16 protein-coding genes are annotated in these 16,708 nt (G+C 73.5%); 10 read left to right on the top strand and 6 right to left on the bottom strand.

Features of this window, described 5'->3' with window-relative positions:
- Window positions 1–34: 34 nt before the first annotated feature.
- The 3 genes from GCU69_RS14035 to GCU69_RS14025 form a co-directional block, all read right to left on the bottom strand.
- Complete coding sequence (locus GCU69_RS14035) at window positions 35–526, bottom strand: ATP-binding protein (protein WP_170315847.1); 492 nt, start codon at window positions 524–526, stop codon at window positions 35–37.
- Between the two features lie 359 nt (window positions 527–885).
- A complete protein-coding gene (locus GCU69_RS14030; protein ID WP_156206249.1) occupies window positions 886–2,145 on the bottom strand; it encodes an MFS transporter in 1,260 nt (419 codons plus the stop codon).
- A 68-nt stretch (window positions 2,146–2,213) separates the two neighbouring features.
- The gene (locus tag GCU69_RS14025) at window positions 2,214–3,251 is read right to left on the bottom strand and encodes a hypothetical protein (RefSeq protein WP_156206248.1); all 1,038 of its coding nucleotides are present in this window, start codon (window positions 3,249–3,251) and stop codon (window positions 2,214–2,216) included.
- 200 nt (window positions 3,252–3,451) lie between these two features.
- Between GCU69_RS14025 and GCU69_RS14020 the strand changes: the two genes are divergently transcribed.
- From GCU69_RS14020 to GCU69_RS13990, 7 genes are all read left to right on the top strand, one after another.
- Window positions 3,452–3,991, top strand: a complete 540-nt coding sequence (locus GCU69_RS14020) for a gamma carbonic anhydrase family protein (RefSeq protein WP_156206247.1) — start codon at window positions 3,452–3,454, stop codon at window positions 3,989–3,991.
- A 102-nt stretch (window positions 3,992–4,093) separates the two neighbouring features.
- Window positions 4,094–4,867, top strand: a complete 774-nt coding sequence (locus GCU69_RS14015; protein ID WP_176604573.1) for an acyltransferase — start codon at window positions 4,094–4,096, stop codon at window positions 4,865–4,867.
- An 899-nt stretch (window positions 4,868–5,766) separates the two neighbouring features.
- Window positions 5,767–6,084: a small secreted hydrophilic protein gene (locus GCU69_RS14010; RefSeq protein WP_156206246.1), complete on the top strand. Its 318-nt coding sequence runs from the start codon at window positions 5,767–5,769 to the stop codon at window positions 6,082–6,084.
- Complete coding sequence (locus GCU69_RS14005; RefSeq protein WP_156206245.1) at window positions 6,017–7,618, top strand: ATP-binding protein; 1,602 nt, start codon at window positions 6,017–6,019, stop codon at window positions 7,616–7,618. The genes GCU69_RS14010 and GCU69_RS14005 overlap by 68 nt, the downstream gene beginning before the upstream one ends.
- On the top strand, window positions 7,615–8,274 hold the full coding sequence (locus tag GCU69_RS14000) for a response regulator transcription factor (protein WP_098750601.1): 660 nt from the start codon (window positions 7,615–7,617) through the stop codon (window positions 8,272–8,274). Before GCU69_RS14005 ends, GCU69_RS14000 begins: the two co-directional genes overlap by 4 nt.
- Before the next feature lie 155 nt (window positions 8,275–8,429).
- A complete protein-coding gene (locus GCU69_RS13995; RefSeq protein ID WP_156206244.1) occupies window positions 8,430–9,863 on the top strand; it encodes an SLC13 family permease in 1,434 nt (477 codons plus the stop codon).
- Between the two features lie 197 nt (window positions 9,864–10,060).
- Window positions 10,061–11,398 carry a glycerate kinase family protein gene (locus GCU69_RS13990; RefSeq protein ID WP_156206243.1) on the top strand — a complete coding sequence of 446 codons (1,338 nt, stop codon included), beginning with the start codon at window positions 10,061–10,063 and terminating at the stop codon, window positions 11,396–11,398.
- 132 nt (window positions 11,399–11,530) lie between these two features.
- On the opposite strand, the gene GCU69_RS13985 is transcribed toward GCU69_RS13990, so the two are convergent.
- Complete coding sequence (locus GCU69_RS13985) at window positions 11,531–12,403, bottom strand: EamA family transporter (RefSeq protein WP_098750598.1); 873 nt, start codon at window positions 12,401–12,403, stop codon at window positions 11,531–11,533.
- Window positions 12,404–12,498: 95 nt separating this feature from the next.
- Between GCU69_RS13985 and GCU69_RS13980 the strand changes: the two genes are divergently transcribed.
- Together GCU69_RS13980 and GCU69_RS13975 are read left to right on the top strand one after the other, a co-directional pair.
- Window positions 12,499–13,071, top strand: a complete 573-nt coding sequence (locus GCU69_RS13980) for a helix-turn-helix domain-containing protein (protein WP_098750597.1) — start codon at window positions 12,499–12,501, stop codon at window positions 13,069–13,071.
- A gap of 43 nt (window positions 13,072–13,114) precedes the next feature.
- Window positions 13,115–13,669 carry a YbaK/EbsC family protein gene (locus tag GCU69_RS13975; protein WP_098750596.1) on the top strand — a complete coding sequence of 185 codons (555 nt, stop codon included), beginning with the start codon at window positions 13,115–13,117 and terminating at the stop codon, window positions 13,667–13,669.
- Between the two features lie 246 nt (window positions 13,670–13,915).
- Here the strand turns inward: GCU69_RS13975 and GCU69_RS13970 are convergent, their stop codons facing one another.
- Window positions 13,916–14,323, bottom strand: coding sequence for a CoA-binding protein (locus GCU69_RS13970; protein ID WP_098750595.1), 408 nt, complete (start codon window positions 14,321–14,323; stop codon window positions 13,916–13,918).
- A 68-nt stretch (window positions 14,324–14,391) separates the two neighbouring features.
- Here GCU69_RS13970 and GCU69_RS13965 point away from each other — a divergent pair, with 68 nt between their 5' ends.
- The gene (locus GCU69_RS13965; RefSeq protein WP_098750650.1) at window positions 14,392–15,018 is read left to right on the top strand and encodes a YigZ family protein; all 627 of its coding nucleotides are present in this window, start codon (window positions 14,392–14,394) and stop codon (window positions 15,016–15,018) included.
- A gap of 394 nt (window positions 15,019–15,412) precedes the next feature.
- Here GCU69_RS13965 and GCU69_RS13960 read toward each other — a convergent pair whose 3' ends face one another.
- The gene (locus GCU69_RS13960; RefSeq protein ID WP_156206242.1) at window positions 15,413–16,609 is read right to left on the bottom strand and encodes a Gfo/Idh/MocA family protein; all 1,197 of its coding nucleotides are present in this window, start codon (window positions 16,607–16,609) and stop codon (window positions 15,413–15,415) included.
- Window positions 16,610–16,708 lie beyond the last annotated feature (99 nt).

Below are 16,708 nucleotides of genomic sequence, written 5' to 3'. Positions count from 1 at the left end.
ATCGGCGCGGTGCGGTATCGGCCGCGCGGCCGCGTCAGCGTGGTGCGGGGATCCCGGCGACGGGCAGATTGGCGTGCACGGCGACCCCCGCCGCGCCGGAGAGGCGTTCGATCGTGAAGGAGCGCGCGAGGGCGCGGACCAGCGCGAGTCCGCGGCCGCTCTCCGACCAGACGGCCGGGGTGCGGGCGGGAGGCGGCGTCCAGTCGAGCGCCCCGCCGTTGTCGGTGACGGTGACGCGGAGGGTCGAGCTGTCGTCCAGCAGCAAGGTCACGGTCATGTCGGGACCGCCGTGCCGGGCGGCGTTCGCGGTGAGTTCGGCGACGACGAGCAGGACGTCGTCGGCGGTGGAACCGTTGAGCCGCCAGGTGCGCAGCACGCCCTTCGCCCAGGCGCGGGCGGTGCTGGCGTCGCGCCCCGTCGCGGAGAGCGCCAGCTCGGCGTAGCGGTGTGCGGGTCTGTCCGGTGGCGCCGTGCTGCTGCGGAACGGAGATATCCGTACCTGGGGGGTGGCGGAGATGCTGCTCATGATCTTCCCTCCCGACGCCGCACCGCGGTGCGTGAGCCTGGGATGCGTCATAGCGTGGCATGGCCCTGGTCGGCTCTCGGCATTGAGGCGCTGGACCGGTAGGGATGGTCACGGCAAAGCCCGACGGCTCCGGACTTCGAAATACGTCCCTGAAGCCATGGCAGCACTGTACCGGTTTAGTTGTCAAGCTTTTCCGGCGCGGGATCGGGGCTTTTCTCGAAGGCCGGAAACATGTGCACCGCATGTTCACGTCTCACGGTGCGTCACCCGTTCCGGAGGTGATGCCATTGGAATATTTCGCCGGGGAAATGCCGCCAGGAATCGCGGCTGTTCTTCCGCCGGCTGGGGCCGACGCCGTGTCAGGCGGCCGTCGAGACGGCCGGGGCCGGGGCGTCACGGCGCGTGAGCCGGCGTACGTCCGGCACCGTCAGTACCGCGGCCGTGAGCAGGATGATCAGCGCCGAGCACCCCCAGAGCGCCGCCGTCCGCCCGAAGGCGTCCGCGACGGGGCCCGCCAGAGCCGTGGCGAAGGGCACCATCGCCAGCGAGCCGAACCAGTCGTAGGAGGCGACCCGGGAGAGTTTCTCCTCGGGTATTTCCTGGTGGAGTGCCATCATCCAGGTCACCGCGAACACCTCGACGGCCACTCCGCTGACGAACATGACCGCGCCCAAACCCCAGGCGGACAGCGGAATCGCGAGCGCCGCCGACGGCAGGGCCAGCGGAAACAGCGACATGACACCCACGAACAGAATGCGCCGGGGCTTCCAGCGGGTCATCAGCAGCGCACTGAGCACGGTGCCCGCGCCGAACGCCGCGAGGGCCAGACCCCATGGCCGGGCCCCGCCGAGATGGTCCTCGGCGACCAGCGGGCCGTAGACGGCCTCGGCCGCGCCGACGACCGCGTTCACCACCGCCGCCTGGACGACGATGCCCCACAGCCAGGGGCGGCCGGCGACCTCGCGCCAGCCCTCGCGCAGATCGGACAGCAGCCCGCCGCCCGCGGCGCGCTCCGGTACGCCGCTCACGTCGAGGAAGGCCCGCAGCCCGGCCGCGGCGGCGAACGCCACGGCGTCGACGGCCAGCACCCAGCCCGGCCCGACGGTGGCGACGAGGGCACCGCCGAGCGCGGCACCGCCGATGTTCGCGCCGTTGACGCCCATCCGGAAGAAGGCGAACGCCCGTCCCGCCTGCTCCCCGGTGACGCTGGAGAGCACCATGCCCTCCGCGGCGGGGGCGAAGAACGCCTGGCCGGTGCCGCCGAGCGCGGACAGCAGCATCATCTGCCACAACAGGGGTTCGCCGGCCAGCACCAGCACGGCGAACACGGCCTGCGAGACGCAGTTGAGGGTGTTCGCGGCCACCATCACCCGGTGCCGCGGAAGCCGGTCGGCGACGGCGCCGCCCACCAGCAGGAAGACGACGAGCGGAACGGTGCGGGCGGCCGCGACGAGCCCCACGTCCGTGCCGCTGCCCCCGGCCTGCAGAACTGCGAACGCCGCGGCGATGAGGGCGCCGGAACTGCCGAGGCCCGTCACCACCGCGGCGGCGGTCAGCAGGGTGTAGTTGCGGCCCGCCCAGGCAGGGCGGTGCGGGCCGGAGGACAGGGGCTTGGACACGTAAGGACTATCGCCGGGGAACGCTCGTGGTGGCCAGTGGGTTTCGCCGAGGGCTCAGGGCCGGCGGCTCAGGAGCTCTTGAGCGGACGCAGCGAGGACATGATCTTCTTGATGGTCGCGTCGGCCACCTCGTCCTCGACGCCCGTCGCGGCGTAGAGGCACCAGACGGCGTAGTCGCCCTTGCTGTCCTTGTAGGCGACGGTGAAGGTCTTGCCGTCCGACGCGCACTTGTCCTTCTTCTTCACCCCGGTGACCGTGGCGGAGGAGACGGAGCCGGAGATGCCGTGGTCGCTCTTGAACGGCTTGGCCTTGCTGACCTTGCGGGTGCCGGTCTCGTCCTGGTCGAAGGCCGCGTAGGCCCAGGTCTCGGCGGCCACCTCGGCGGCGTTGTCCAGGCTCTTCGCGCCCTGCGCGCCCTTGGTGCCGACGGCGGCGAGGGCGGTGCTGCTCTCGTAGCCGCCCTCGCTCGTGGAGGTGCACCACTCCTCCTCGTAGAACGCCGGGGCCGACATCATGACCACGGCGGGCGGGATCTCCTCCTCGCTGTGCGTGTCCTCGAAGCCGATGGACATGCCCGGCGACTCCACGGTCCAGCTCTCGGGGACGTCGAAGGCGTTCTTGCGCTTCTGGTTGATGACCGTCTGCCAGCCGTCGATCACCGGCCCGACCTCCGGAGCGCCACCGCGCGGATTGTCGACGTCCGCGCCGCTGTCCCCGGTCTCCTCGGCCGAGGGCTCGGCGGTCGCCGACTTGCTCGCCGCGGGCTTCTTGTCCGCCTTGGTCTTCTCGTCGTCGTCACCGCCCAGGACGAGGAAGCCGGTGACGCCGGCCGCGATCACCACCGCGAGCGCCGCGACGATCGCGGTGATCTTCGTCTTGCGGCCCTCGTCCGGCGGCTGCGGGGCACCGGGCATCCCGGGAGAGGCCCACTGCGAGGTGGGCTGCTGGTACGGGTTGGGCGGCTGGCCGCCCGGTGCGTACCCCGGCTGCTGGTACTGAGGCTGCTGGTACGGATTCGGTTGCGGGTTTCCCGGCTGCGCGTACGGATTCGCGTTCGGGTCCTGCGGGTTCTGCTCGCCCCCGGGCGGCTGCTGTCCTGGCCACATGAGCAGCAACCATAGAGGGGGCGCTGCCGGGCGGCCATGGCAGCCCCCGCACAGTTTCGCCACCACTCGGTAACACCGGGCGTCGCGGCCTCTCGTGCCCGTTCCGGTGACCCGGCCGGCCGGGTCACCCCGGCGGGGCGGGCCGGGCCCGCCGCGGTTACGGTTCGCTCAGTCCGATGAGCGGCGGTGAGGAGAGACCGATGGCGGAACGCGCACTGATCATGGGCGTCGGCGGCAGGGAACCGGCGCTCGACCCGGAGGCGTTCGCCGCGCCCACGTCCGTGGTCGTCGGTGACGTCACGCTGGCCGCGGGGTCGAGCGTCTGGTACCACGCGGTGCTGCGTGCCGACTGCGGCCCGGTCGAACTGGGTGCGAACAGCAACATCCAGGACAACTGCACCGTGCACGTCGACCCGGGCTTCCCGGTGCGGATCGGCGCCGGAGTCTCCGTCGGGCACAACGCGGTCCTGCACGGCTGCACGGTCGAGGACGACTGCCTGATCGGCATGGGAGCCACCGTCCTCAACGGCGCGCACATCGGGGCCGGTTCGCTCGTCGCCGCGCAGGCCCTGGTGCCGCAGGGCATGCGGGTGCCGCCGGGCTCGCTGGTCGCCGGAGTGCCCGCGAAGGTGAAGCGGGAACTCACGGAGGAGGAGCGCGAGGCCCTGGGCCTCAACGCCGACATGTACCTGGAACTGGCGCGGGCCCACCGCGACGCGCTCGCCGAACCCGGCCGCTGAGCGCACCCCCGCCCGGGCCGTCCCGGTGAGCCGGTGGGGCGAACGTCACAGCCTGCCGCGTCCGTCGGCCGCCGGACGGCTGAGTAACGTGGCCGGGTGCCCATGACCCGGAATCCGCTCGCCACCCTGGCCGCCCTGCGCCGTCGCGCGGTCTCGCGCGCCGTGCACCGGGGCGCGCGCTGGGTGCGGGACGCGGGGGCGGTCACGGCGGCCCGGCCGGGCCCGTACCGGTTCGGCGCCATCGGGGAGGGCACCCGGCTGGCGTACCCGCAGGGAACCGTCTTCGGCGAGCAGTGGATCCGGCTCGGCGAGCACTGCGTCATCGGCGAACAGGTCACGCTGACCGCGGGCATGATGCCCGGTCTCGACCTGGGCCCCGACCCCGTCCTGCTGCTGGGCAACGGTGTCGTGCTGGGGCGCGGCAGCCATGTGGTCGCCTCCCGGCGGGTGGTCTTCGGGGACGACGTGTTCTGCGGGCCGTACGTCTACGTCACCAGCGACAACCACTCCTACGACGACGTGACACAGCCCGTGGGCCGCCAGTGGCCGCGCACCGCGCCGGTCGAGATCGGCTCCGGCAGCTGGCTCGGCGCGGGCGCGGTGATCCTCCCCGGCGCACGGCTCGGCCGCAACGTCGTGGTCGCCGCCGGGGCGGTGGTGCGCGGCGAGGTGCCCGACCACGCCGTCGTCGCCGGCGCGCCCGCCCGCATCGTGCGGCGCTGGGAGCCCGGCACGGGCTGGCAGCCGCCGCTGCGCACCCCGGCCCCGGAGCCGGTGCCCGAGGGAGTCACACCGGAGCAGCTCCGGGCGCTGGCCTCGCCCGCCGTCCCCGGTCCGGAACGCCCCGGCACACTGGACGTGCCGGCCGACCGCTGAACCGGCGGACGGGACGGATCGCACAGCGCGGATCACGGAGCACGCTTACGTCACGGATTACGGAGCACGGATTACGGAGCACGGGGCGCGGATCGCGGCGCACGGGGCACCCGGGTAGGGCGATCCGGCGGTGCGGGAAGTGCCGGGCGCGCCCGGTGCCCGGTTCCCGGCAGAATCCCGGGGGCCGTACAGGAACGGAGGCTGTGACAGCGTGAACAACCGCAAGCTGCGCATCCTGCTGGCCGTGGCGGTCGCGGTCCAGGGCATCGCCCTGCTGGTGTACGCGATCCAGCGGTACGGTCTGTGACGTCGCGCGGAGTGGCAGCGGGGTTCCTCCGCGGGCTGCGGGCGTGCTCCGCCCGGCCTTGGAGCCCTCGGGCCTCTCCCGGCGTCCCGTGCGGGGCCGTCCCCGCCCGCGGGCTCCCCATCTCGCCGTGTCGCCGTCTCCCCGCCGCTCCGTCTCCCGGTCTTCCGGTTTCCTCGTCGTCTCGCCGCTCGTCGCTCGCCGCTCGTCGCTCGCCGCTCGCCGCTCGTCGTCTCTCCGTCTTGCTCGTTCTCCGGCGCCTTGCCTCAGGCTGCGCGGCCGCCCCGGGCCCCGGTCCCTCCGTGTGGCGCGGGCGGCTACGGTGAGGGAGCAGACCGGACGCGGACCGGACCACCGGGGAGGCGACACGCCGTGACCAGCACGATCGAGCCGCCCACCGGTGCGGCGCGGCCCCGGGGACGCCCCGGGGAGCGGCAAGCTCAGGCGGTGCCCGGGGGTGCGGCACGAGCGGCCGGGCCGGGTGGCGTACCGGCACCGCGGGGTGTGGCGTGGCGGGCCCGGGGAGCGCGGACATGAAGGGTTCTTCATCTTCCTTTCATGCGGGCGCCGGGGTCGTACGGACACAGTGGACACCATGGCCTTTACACACCGTTTGGCGACCCTGGCCGCCGTTGTGGCGATCCCCCTGGGCGTCGCCGCGACCAGTTACGCGCTGACCGACGACACCGACCCGCCCAAGACCCCCTCCAAGGTGGAGCTGGAGAGCGGCAGCCCCGGGCCCGCCGGCAGCTCGCCGGCCCCGGCCACCTCGCGCCCCGCCCCCACGGGCGACGAGGTCGTGCCGCCGCCTCCCGCGACCGCCGACGACCAGGACGACGACGCCGATGACGGCCCAGAGCAGAACGACGACGCAGGCGGCGGCAGGGCCGACGACGACCGCGGTGACGACTGAACCGGCGGCCACCGCGCGGGCCTTCCCGCGCCGGATATCGGCCCGGTTCAGGATCATGCTGTGGCTGCTGCTGCTCATGACCGTGGCCCTGGTGGCCGTGGCCGCCACCACCCGTTCGATCCTCGTGCGGGACGTGGAGCAGCGGACGGACCGCCTCCTGAACCAGGAGACGGAGGAGTTCGCGAGCTTCGTGGACAACGGCGTGGACCCGGAGACCGGCAAGTCCTTCACCCGCTTGCGGCCGCTGCTGCGGGAATTCCTCGAGCGCCAGTACGCGGACCCCGACGAGGAGCTGATCGGCGTCGTGGAGCCCGGCTCCGTGATCCGCCAGCCCCGGGACATCCCCTCGCCGCTGCCCCTGCACCGGGACGACGCCTCGCTCGCTCGGATCACCGGGTCCTCGGCGACCACGGGCGTACTGGACCGGCCCGCGGGAGAGATCCGCTGGTCGAAGGTGGCCATCGACCCGGGGGACGGCACTCCCGAGGGCACCTTCGTCGTCGCCTTCCACACCGACCGCGAGCGCGAGGCCGTGAACGACGTCTTCCAGGTGCTGCTGGCCATCTCCGGTGTGGCCCTGGTGCTGTCCACCGGCATCGGCTGGGTGGTGGCCGGGCGCATCCTCGCGCCGGTACGCCTGGTGCGGCAGACCGCCGCTCAGCTCACCGAGCAGGACCTCACCCAGCGCATCCCGGTGCACGGCCGGGACGACGTCGCGGCGCTCGCCACGACGTTCAACGCCATGCTGGACCGGCTGGAGCGGGCCTTCTCGGCGCAGCGTCAGTTCGTCGACGACGCCGGCCACGAGCTGCGCACCCCCATCACCATCGTGCGCGGCCATCTGGAGCTGATGGAGACCTCGGCGGAGACCGCGGCCGAGCGCGAGGAGACCGTCCGGCTCGTCACCGACGAACTGGACCGGATGAGCCGCATCGTCGAGGACCTGCTGCTGCTGGCCAAGGCCGAACGGCCCGACTTCGTCACACCCGAACCGGTCCAGCTCGCGGAGCTGACCGCGGACGTCTTCGTCAAGGCCCGCACCCTCGGCCGGCGGGAGTGGGAGCTGGGCGAGGTCGCGGAGGGCACCGTGCTGCTCGACCCGCAGCGCGTCACCCAGGCGATGGTCCAGCTCGCGCAGAACGCCGTGCAGCACACGGCGCCCGGCGCCACCGTACGGATCGGCTCGCGGCTGTCCGGGGGCATCACCGGAGGGCTCGTCGTGCTGTATGTCGCGGACACCGGTCCCGGAGTGCCCGCCCAGGACTCCCGGCTGATCTTCGAGCGCTTCCGCCGCGGCACCACCCGGCGCGGTTCCCGGGGCGGGGGAGCGGGCCTCGGACTGTCCATCGTCAAGGCCATCGCCGAAGGCCACCAGGGCCATGTCGGGCTCACGGAGACGCCCGGCGGCGGCGCGACCTTCAACCTGCTGCTCCCGAGGACACATGTGCCGTTCGGAGAGCACACCCCCGACGGGAAGACCACACTGCCGCTTCCCCGGGCCGGTACGGAGACAGAAGTGGGAGACGTCGGGTGAACCGCATTCTCATCGCCGAGGACGAGGAGCGCATCGCCTCGTTCGTCGAAAAGGGCCTCCGGGCGAACGGCTTCACCAGCACCGTCGCCGCCGACGGCGACACCGCCCTCGACCACGCGGTCACCGGCGGATACGACCTGGTGGTCCTCGACATCGGACTGCCCGGCCGGGACGGCTTCACCGTCCTGCGCGAGCTGCGGGAGGCCCGGGTGTCCGTACCGGTGATCGTGCTGACTGCCCGGGACTCGGTGCGGGACACCGTGGCCGGGCTGGAGGGCGGCGCCGACGACTGGATGACCAAGCCCTTCCGCTTCGAGGAACTGCTCGCCCGGATCCGGCTGCGGCTGCGTACCGCGGCGCGCGCCCCGGAGGTGACGGTGCTCCGCAGCGGCGAGCTGAGCCTGGACCTGCGGACCCGGCGGGCCCGGTCCGGTGAGCGGCTGGTGGATCTGACGGCCCGGGAGTTCGTCCTGCTCGAACTGTTCCTGCGGCATCCGGGCCAGGTGCTGTCGCGCGAGCAGATCCTCTCGCACGTCTGGGGATACGACTTCGACCCCGGCTCGAACATCGTGGACGTCTATGTCCGCGCGCTGCGCAAGAAGCTGGGGGCGGACCGGGTGGAGACGGTACGGGGCATGGGCTACCGGCTGCCCTGATCCGGAAGCGGCGGATGAAGTCTTCCTCATGAAGGGCTCATCAGACGCTCACACCGGCTGTCGAGACTGACGGGGACGGACCCGCCCGGGTCCGTCCCCCGCCGGCCGCACCGGCTCGCGGGGGCCCGTACCGCGATTCCGGGGAGTCGTCGACCGTGAGCCCGACCATCCGTCAGGGGGTGCTGCTGTGCGCCGCCCTCAGCGTCTGCGTGGTGCTGGCCGTACCGGGGACCTTCCCCGGCCTCGGCGGCCCCGCCCGGATCACGCTGGCCGTGTTCACCCTGGCGACCTGTGCCTGGATCGGCACCCGGGTCGACGAGACCTATGTCGCGCTGGGCGCCGCCCTGGCGCTGACCGCCACCGGAGTGATCAGCAGTGACGACCTGTTCGGCACCCTGGGCGACTCCACCGTGTGGCTGTTGATCTGTGCGTTCGTCCTGGCCGCCGCCGTCTCGCGGACCGGGCTCGCCGGGCGGGCCGCGGCCTTCCTGGTGAGCGGTGCGCGCAGCGTGCGGCAGTTGGTGCATCTCACCACGGCGGCCCTGGTGGTCACGGCCTTCGCCGTGCCGGCCACCTCGGGGCGGGCGGCGCTCGCGCTGCCGGTCTTCCTGGCGCTGGCCAAGGTCCTGGCGGACCGCAAGCGCCTCGTCGTCATGCTGTCGCTGCTCTTCCCCGCCGTCATCCTGCTGTCCGCCGTGGCCACCCTCATCGGGGCGGGCGCGCATCTGATCACGGTCTCCGTGCTCTGGGAGGGCAGCGGGCAGCGGATCGGCTTCACCGAGTGGCTGCTGCTCGGGCTGCCGCTCGCCGTCGTCTCGTCCCATCTGGCTGCGGAGGCCGTGCTGCTGACGACCACACGGAGGGAGGACCGCCGGGGCCCGGTCGCCGTCACAGCCGAGCAGATCCAGGAACACAGCGACAAGCCCGTCACCGGACCGCTCGCTCCCGCCGAGGCCCGCTGTGCGCTGCTGATGTTCACCGTGGTGCTCCTGTGGTGCAGTGAGCCGCTGCACGGAGTGCCGCCGGCGGTCACCGCTCTGATAGGCGCTGTCGTCGCGAGTTCCCCCGCGCTCGGCACCGTGCGACTGAAGGAAGCCCTGGGGACGGTGCCCTGGCCGCTGCTGCTGTTCATGGCCGCGACCATGGCGATGGGCATCGCGCTCGCCGACTCCGGCGCGGCGGCGTGGCTGGTCTCGGGACTGCCGGGCGGGGGAGCGGCGCCACCGTGGCTGTTCCTGGCCGTGGTGATCGCTGTCAGCACGGCCGCGCATCTGGTCCTGCAGTCGCGGTCCGCCCGCTCCAGCGTTCTCGTGCCGCTGGTGGTCGCCGCCGCCGCGACCGCCGGGGTCAATCCGGTGGCCGCCGCGCTCGCCTCCACCGCCGCCGCGGGTTTCTGCCACACCCTGCCGGCCTCCGCCAAGCCGGTGACCCTGTTCGCCGGGATATCCGGCACACCGACCTTCCAACCCCGGGATCTGCTGCGGCTGTCGGCGGTGCTGGCCCCCGTGACCGCGGCCGTCGTGCTCCTCTTCGCGCTGGCGGTGTGGCCCTTGCTCGGTGTGCCCGTCCTCTCGCCCGTCTCTCCCTGAACCGCCGGCCCAGCCCGCCGTCCCCGGTCCACCCGCCCACCCGCCCACCCGTCCGTCCGGACCGACCGCGGCGCCGTCGGCCCCGCCCGCTCCGGGCCGGCCGCACACCTGACCCGCCTCGTCCGCCTTCCACCTCTCCCGGCTTCCGCATTCCGCCGTCCGCCGTCCGCGTTCTTCCGTTCCGACCTGGAGTGGCCATGCCCGCAACGTCCGTCCCCGCACCGTCCCGCTATCGCTTCGCCGTGGCTCCGAGCGGCTTCAAGGAGTCGCTGTCGGCGCTGGAGGCCGCGGAGGCCATCGCCGAGGGACTCCTCCGGGTGGTGCCCGACGCGGAGATCGACCTGATGCCGCTGGTGGACGGCGGCGAAGGCACGGCCGAGGCTCTGGCGTCCGCCACGGGCGGCTCGCTGGTCCGGACGACGGCGACAGGCCCGGTCGGTGAGCCGGTCGCCACGCATTTCGCCCTGCTCGGACACGGGGACGGCGCCGCCCGCCAGACCGGTGGCCGGGGGCCGACCGCGGTCGTGGAGATGGCCGCCGTCGCCGGTCTCTCCCTCGTGCCGCCGAACCGGCGTGATCCGGGGGTCACGACGACGTACGGGGTGGGGGAGCTGATCCGGGCCGCTCTCGACGCCGGTGCGCGGCGGATCCTGGTCGGCTGCGGGGACTCCGGTACGTCGGACGGCGGCGCCGGTGCCCTCCAGGCGCTGGGAGCCCGGCTCGTCGACGGCTCCGGGCGCGAACTGCCCCGCGGCGGCGCGGCCCTCGCCCGGCTGGACCACATCGACCCGGCGGGGCTCGATCCCCGGCTCGCCGGGACCGAGATCCTCGTCGCCTGCAACCCGTTCAACGTGCTGTGCGGACCCCGCGGAGTGGCGCGGGTCTTCGGCCCGCAGAAGGGCGCGGGACCCGAGCGGGTGGAGGAACTGGCCGCGGCCCTGGACCGCTGGGCGGACGTCCTGGACGCCGCGTTCTCCCCGTCCGCGGCCGCGGACGCTCCGGTTCCGGGCCCCGCCGGGAGCCCGGGAGCATGGCCCGATCTCCGGCACGGACCCGGGACGGGAGCCTCCGGCGGCCTCGGGGCCGGACTGGCGGCGCTGGGCGCACGCCTCATGCCGCGCTTCGACGTGCTCCTGGACCACCTCGACCTGGACGCCCGGCTGGCCCGTGCGGACCTGGTGGTCACCGCCGAGGGCGCCCTCGACCGGCAGACCCCGCGCGGCAAGGTCCCCGCCGAGGTCGCCCGCCGGGCGAAGCTGTCGGGCCGGCCGGTGCTGGCCCTGGCGGGCACGATCGGTGACGGCGCGGAGGAGGTCCGCGGAGCGGGCATCGACGCCTATGGCGGCATCCTGCCGGCCCCTGTGGCGCTCGCCGAGGCCCTGCTGAGGGGCCGTGAGTTCCTGGCGGACGCCGCGGAAGGGGCGCTGCGGATGGTGCTCCTCGGCAGCCGCATGACCTTCGTCCCGAAGGCGCCCCCCGCCCCGGCACTTCGGCCGGCATCCGAGACCCCGGCCACAACCGCCACCGGACCGTAGCGGGGAGCCGGGAGCCGGGAGCCGGGAGCCGGGAGCCGGGAGACGTGTCGCCGCAACGGCGCGCGGCGGATGCGGGCGAACGGCGGGCGTCCGGGCGTACGGACTGCCGCGGACCTTCGCGGGCGCCGGGAGTCAGCCGGCCGCGAGCAGTGTCGTGCCCGCCAGCGCGAGCCCGGCTCCCAGCGCCTGCACGGTCCGCAGCCGCTCCTTGAGCAGTCCGCGGGCGGCGAGCGCGGTGATCACCGGGTAGAGGGAGGCGAGTACGGCGGCCACCGTCACCGGGCCGTACTGGGCGGCGGTCGCATAGGTGCCGTTCGCGGCCACGTCGGCGAGGCCGACGAAGGCCAGTGCGGGCAGCCCCGCGCGGACGACTCCGGCGCCGCCCTCCTCCAGCGGCGGGAGGGCCGCGCCGCCGCGCCGTACGGAGATCCACAGCGCCCCGCCGCCCACGGCGATGTTCATCATCCGCTGCACGAACAGGGCGAGGAACAGCCCGGTGACCGTCGAGGACGCCTCGGCGATCAGCGCCATGACGGCACCGAAGCCGAACGCCGCCACCAGGGTGTAGAGGATCGCCTGCCGCTGCACGGGAGCGCCGCGGAACTCCGGGCCGCCCGCCAGCAGGACACCGGCGACGGCGACCACGATGCCGGCCGCCTGGAGCAGGCCGGGGCGTTCGCCCAGCACCAGGCCGACCCCGACGGGGACGGCGACACCGAGGGAGCCCAGCGGTGAGACGACCCCCATCGGCCCCATGGCCAGGGCCCGGTAGAAGGACAGCATGGCCGCCGGCCCCACCACGCCCGCCGCCACCGCGAACCACAGCTGCGGGCCGGCCTCCCGCCAGGCGCCGGTGACCAGCACGATGAAACCGAGGACCGCGGCCGCGATGGTCTGCGAGACCACCACGACCGTCAGGGCCGGTATGCGGCGGGTCAGCAGTCCGCCGCCGAAGTCGGCCAGGCCCCAGAGCAGGCTGGTGGCGAGCGCGAAGACCGCTGTCATGGGTAGCACCTCGAAGTACAGTGTGTTGGACGCTGAAGTACAGCTCATCGTAGTGCATAAAAATGAGCTACAGAATCTAAAATATTGGACTGCATGTGACGGACCTCGACCACCTCACCCAGGCTCTGGCGCGCAACCTCAAGCGCTGGCGGGCCGAACGGAACTTCACCCTGGACGCTCTCGCCGCCCGCGCGGGCGTCAGCCGGGGCATGATCATCCAGATCGAGCAGGCCCGTACGAACCCGAGTGTCGGCATCACCGTGAAGCTCGCCGACGCCCTCGGCGTCAGCATCACCACCCTGCTCGACTACGACCAGGAACCGCGGGTCCGGCTGGTGCCCGCCGGCGAGGCCGTCCGGATGTGGTCCACCGAGGCCGGCAGCTCCAACGTCCTCCTCGCGGGCGCGCAGACCCCGGGACCGCTGGAACTCTGGGGCTGGGAGCTGATGCCCGGGGAGGGCAGCGACTCCGACCCGCACCCCCCGGGCACGTACGAACTGCTGCACGTGCGGGCCGGTGAGCTGACCCTCACCGTCGACGGCGAGGACTACCGGGTGCCCGCCGGGGCCTCCGCCACCTTCGAGGCCGACAGCCCCCACAGCTACCGCAACGACGGGAAGACCGCCGTCGAGATGAGCATGGTGGTGTCCGTCCCGCCCGTCCGCTGAACACCCGCCGCTCCGCCCCCGCGGCCTTTGCTAGCGTGCCGCCATGCGCGCACCCATCGGCAACTTCGGCGAAGCCCGCCCCGCCGCCGACTGCCTCGACGAACTGTGTCCGCCCGTCGCCGCGGCGGTCCGCGCCTGGGAAGGCGCCGTTCCGCCGGAGGACGCCCTGTACGTCGACACCGACCCCGACAAGGCGGACACCGCCGTACTCGCCGAGGCGTACGGCCCCGGGATCCTGGAGGCGTCGGCGAACTGTGTCGTCGTCGCGGGCCGGCGGGGCGGCGCGACCACCCTGGCCGCCTGTGTCGTCCTGTCGACGACCCGGCTCGACGTCAACGGCACGGTGCGCCGGCACCTCGCGGCGCGCAAGGCGTCCTTCGCCCCGATGGACACGGCGGTGGGGGAGACGGGCATGGAGTACGGCGGCATCACCCCGATCGGCCTCCCCGCCGACTGGCCGCTGCTGATCGACCCGGCCGTCGTGGACCGCCCGTATCTGGTCATCGGCAGCGGCCGTCGGCGCGGCAAGCTGATCGTCACCGGCAAGGTGCTCGCCGGGCTGCCCGGCGCCACCCTCCTCGATGGGCTCGCGAGCTGAAACGCCGGGCACCGCGCCGCGCCCCGCCCGGCCCGGCAGGGCCGGGCGGGGCGCCGACGAACCGGCCCCGTGCGGACGGAGCGCCGGGCCGCAGGAGGACGGACAGCGGGAGGACGGGCCGCAAAAGGACGGGTCGCAGGAAGACGGGCCGCACGAGGACGGACAGCGGGACGGACGGGGGCCGCGGGTCCGTTCCGCGCGGTCGGGACGGACCCGCGCGCCGGATACGGGACCGAGCCGGCCGCGTCAGCCGAGCCGGGGGATCTCGATCGCCGGACACCGGTCCATGACCATGTCGAGTCCGGCGTCGCGCACCCGGTGGTACGCCTCCTCGTCCACCACCCCCAGCTGGAACCACACGGCCTTCGCGCCGATCGCGACCGCCTGGTCGGCCACGGCTCCGGCCAGCTCGCTGTTCACGAAGACGTCGACCACGTCCACCGGGAACGGGACCTCCTCCAGCGAGGCGTAGCCCCGCTCGCCGTGCACCGTCTCCGCCTTGGGATGCACCGGCACCACGCGTTTGCCGTACCGCTGCAGCACCCCCGCGACCCCGTGGGCCGCCCGTGCCCTGTTCGAGGACAGTCCCACCACGGCCCAGGTGTCGCCGGTGCCGGTCAGGATCCGCCGGATGGTCTCCGAGTCTGCGTACATGCCTGGTCGAACAGGTTCCGGGGCGCAGCCATTCCCGGACCGGAACGGCGTGCGCATAGGCTGGCCCGATGCTGGAGCAGTACCGGACGGTGGCCCGCCAGGGCGTGCACGAGACCGAGGTCAAGAAGTCCCGTTTCCTCACCACGCTCGCGCCCGCCGCGACCGAGCAGGAGGCGCAGGACGTGATCCGCCGCGTCCGCGAGGAGCACGCGGGGGCCACACACAACTGCTTCGCGTACGTCATCGGCGCCGCCGGCGGCGTCCAGAAGTCCAGTGACGACGGCGAGCCCGGCGGCACCGCCGGAGTGCCCATGCTCCAGATGCTGCTGCGCCGCGAGGTGCGCGACATCGTCGCCGTCGTCACCCGCTACTTCGGCGGAATCCAGCTCGGCGCGGGAGGCCTGATCCGGGCGTACGGCGGCGCGGTGGGGCAGGCGCTGGACACGCTCGGCACGGTGGCCCGCCGCCCGCTGCGGCTGGCCACCGTGACCGTGGACCACCAGCGCGCCGGGAAGCTGGAGAACGACCTGCGCGCGACGGGCCGCGCCGTACGCGATGTCCGTTACGGGGAGCGGGTGCGGCTGGACGTGGGGATTCCCGACGCCGAGGTGGCCCGGTTCCGCGCGTGGCTCGCCGACGCGACCGCCGGAACGGCGGCCCTGGAACTCGGCGGGGTCACCTACGTGGACGGTTGACGGAGCGGACGGGCGGACCCGCGGGCGGATCGACACGCGGGCGGGCGGACCCGCGGGCGGATCGACACGCGGGCGAGCGGACCCGCGGGCGGGCGACGACGACATTTTCGCTGCCGGTTGTCCGGTTGTCCCGCTGCCCGCTGCCCGCTGCCCGTTGCCCGCAGTCGGCAGTCGGCAGGGCGGCGGGCAGCGGGGCGGCGATGGCGCCGTTCCGGGCGGAGGCGTCAGTGAACCTGCCGCCTCCCGGACCGCCGGGTCTCCCGGGCCGCCTCCCGCCCGCGCGGCTTGTCCCCGCCACCCCGCCGCATGGATCCCGGACCGACCCGGCCCCGTACTGCCCTCCCGGCCCCGTACCGCCCTCCCCGACCGCTCGCTCCGCCCGCTCCGCCCCGCCTCAGCCCGGCGCGTCCCCGAAGTCCGGCACCGGCAGCCGCTCACCGCCCCGCAGCGCCGAGGCGTGCGCGACGATGCCCGGCAGCGTGTAGCGGGCGGCGGCCCAGGCGTGCACGGACGGCAGGCTGCCCTCGGCGACGGCGGTGACGAAGTCGTCGACCAGGAAGTGATGGCTCCCCTCGTGGCCGTTGGGCGCGTGCGCGAACTCCCGGGGCAGCCGCGAACGGTCGTGCACGGGCGCCGTACCGGAGACGAAGGCGTCCCGCAGCTCCGGGGCCACATTTGCGAGGGACGGGTCGTCGGCGGACAGCGTGGGCACCGCCTGAAGATGCTCGGAGACGTCCCGCACGCCCTTCTTGTCCTGCCACAGGCTGACCGTCGCCAGCTGCTCCAGGCTTCCCTCGGTGCCGAAGAAGCGGAAGCGGGACTCCCGTATGTGCGAGGGATAGCCGACCCGGCGGAACTCGTTGGTGCGGAACGAGCCGCCGCCCGCCACCTCGAACAGCGCGGTGGCGTTCGAGAAGTCGTTGCCGAACTGGCTGATCTCCCGGTCGAACACCCCGTCACCGCGCTCGTCGGTGACGCCGACCGCGCTGACGCTCGTCGCGTGGGTCTGCCAGGCGCCGAGCACGCCGCCGATGGAGTGGGTGGGGTACAGCAGCGGCGGATAACTGGCGGTGGCCTTCCAGTTCTCCCCGCCGCTGTACTGGTACGCCGCGTAGAAGCCGAGGTCCATGTCGTGTACGTAGTCGCCCTCGGCGTAGAACATCCGGCCGAAGCCGCCGTCGGCGATCCGTTCCCGGGCGTACACGGTGGCCGGGTTGTACTGGCTGGTCTCGCCCATCATGTACGTCAGCCCGGTCTCGCGCACCGCGTCGATGATCGCGGCGATCTCCTCCTCGGAGACCGCCATCGGCACGGCCGAGTAGACGTGCTTGCCCGCTCGCAGGGCCCGCACCGCGAGCGGGCCGTGCGTCCAGCGCTGGGTGAACAGCGCGACCGCGTCGACATCGCTGGCCAGCAGGTCGTCGAAGGTGGGCACGGTGCCGGCCAGCCCCCGGTCGGCGACGAGTCGCGCCGCGCGATCGGGCAGCAGGTCGGTGACATGGATGGCGCCGACGCCGGGGTGCAGCTGGAACAGCTTGGCGAACTGTCCGGCGAACTGTCCGGCGCCGACGATTCCGAGAGAGAAGGGCACGCGGGGGGTCACCTTTCGGGTGGGGATGGATGGATCGGGTCGTTCTTCGGTGGCAGGGGGATCGTTTCTGCGGGTGCGGGTGCGGGTGCGGGTGCGGGT

Source organism: Streptomyces lycii, from assembly GCF_009735685.1.
Lineage (GTDB): Bacteria > Actinomycetota > Actinomycetes > Streptomycetales > Streptomycetaceae > Streptomyces > Streptomyces lycii.
The sequence above is the reverse complement of the archived record's forward strand: the minus strand, read 5'-3'. Positions and strand labels throughout refer to the sequence as shown.

Coding starts and splice junctions, on each gene's coding strand:
- GCU69_RS14010 (WP_156206246.1), top strand. CDS start 5,767: ATGGCCTTTACACACCGTTTGGCGACCCTGGCCGCCGTTGTGGCGATC.
- GCU69_RS13970 (WP_098750595.1), bottom strand. CDS start 14,323: ATGTACGCAGACTCGGAGACCATCCGGCGGATCCTGACCGGCACCGGC.
- GCU69_RS14015 (WP_176604573.1), top strand. CDS start 4,094: ATGACCCGGAATCCGCTCGCCACCCTGGCCGCCCTGCGCCGTCGCGCG.
- GCU69_RS14020 (WP_156206247.1), top strand. CDS start 3,452: ATGGCGGAACGCGCACTGATCATGGGCGTCGGCGGCAGGGAACCGGCG.
- GCU69_RS14005 (WP_156206245.1), top strand. CDS start 6,017: ATGACGGCCCAGAGCAGAACGACGACGCAGGCGGCGGCAGGGCCGACG.
- GCU69_RS14025 (WP_156206248.1), bottom strand. CDS start 3,251: ATGTGGCCAGGACAGCAGCCGCCCGGGGGCGAGCAGAACCCGCAGGAC.
- GCU69_RS13965 (WP_098750650.1), top strand. CDS start 14,392: ATGCTGGAGCAGTACCGGACGGTGGCCCGCCAGGGCGTGCACGAGACC.
- GCU69_RS13990 (WP_156206243.1), top strand. CDS start 10,061: ATGCCCGCAACGTCCGTCCCCGCACCGTCCCGCTATCGCTTCGCCGTG.
- GCU69_RS13985 (WP_098750598.1), bottom strand. CDS start 12,403: ATGACAGCGGTCTTCGCGCTCGCCACCAGCCTGCTCTGGGGCCTGGCC.
- GCU69_RS13975 (WP_098750596.1), top strand. CDS start 13,115: ATGCGCGCACCCATCGGCAACTTCGGCGAAGCCCGCCCCGCCGCCGAC.
- GCU69_RS14035 (WP_170315847.1), bottom strand. CDS start 526: ATGAGCAGCATCTCCGCCACCCCCCAGGTACGGATATCTCCGTTCCGC.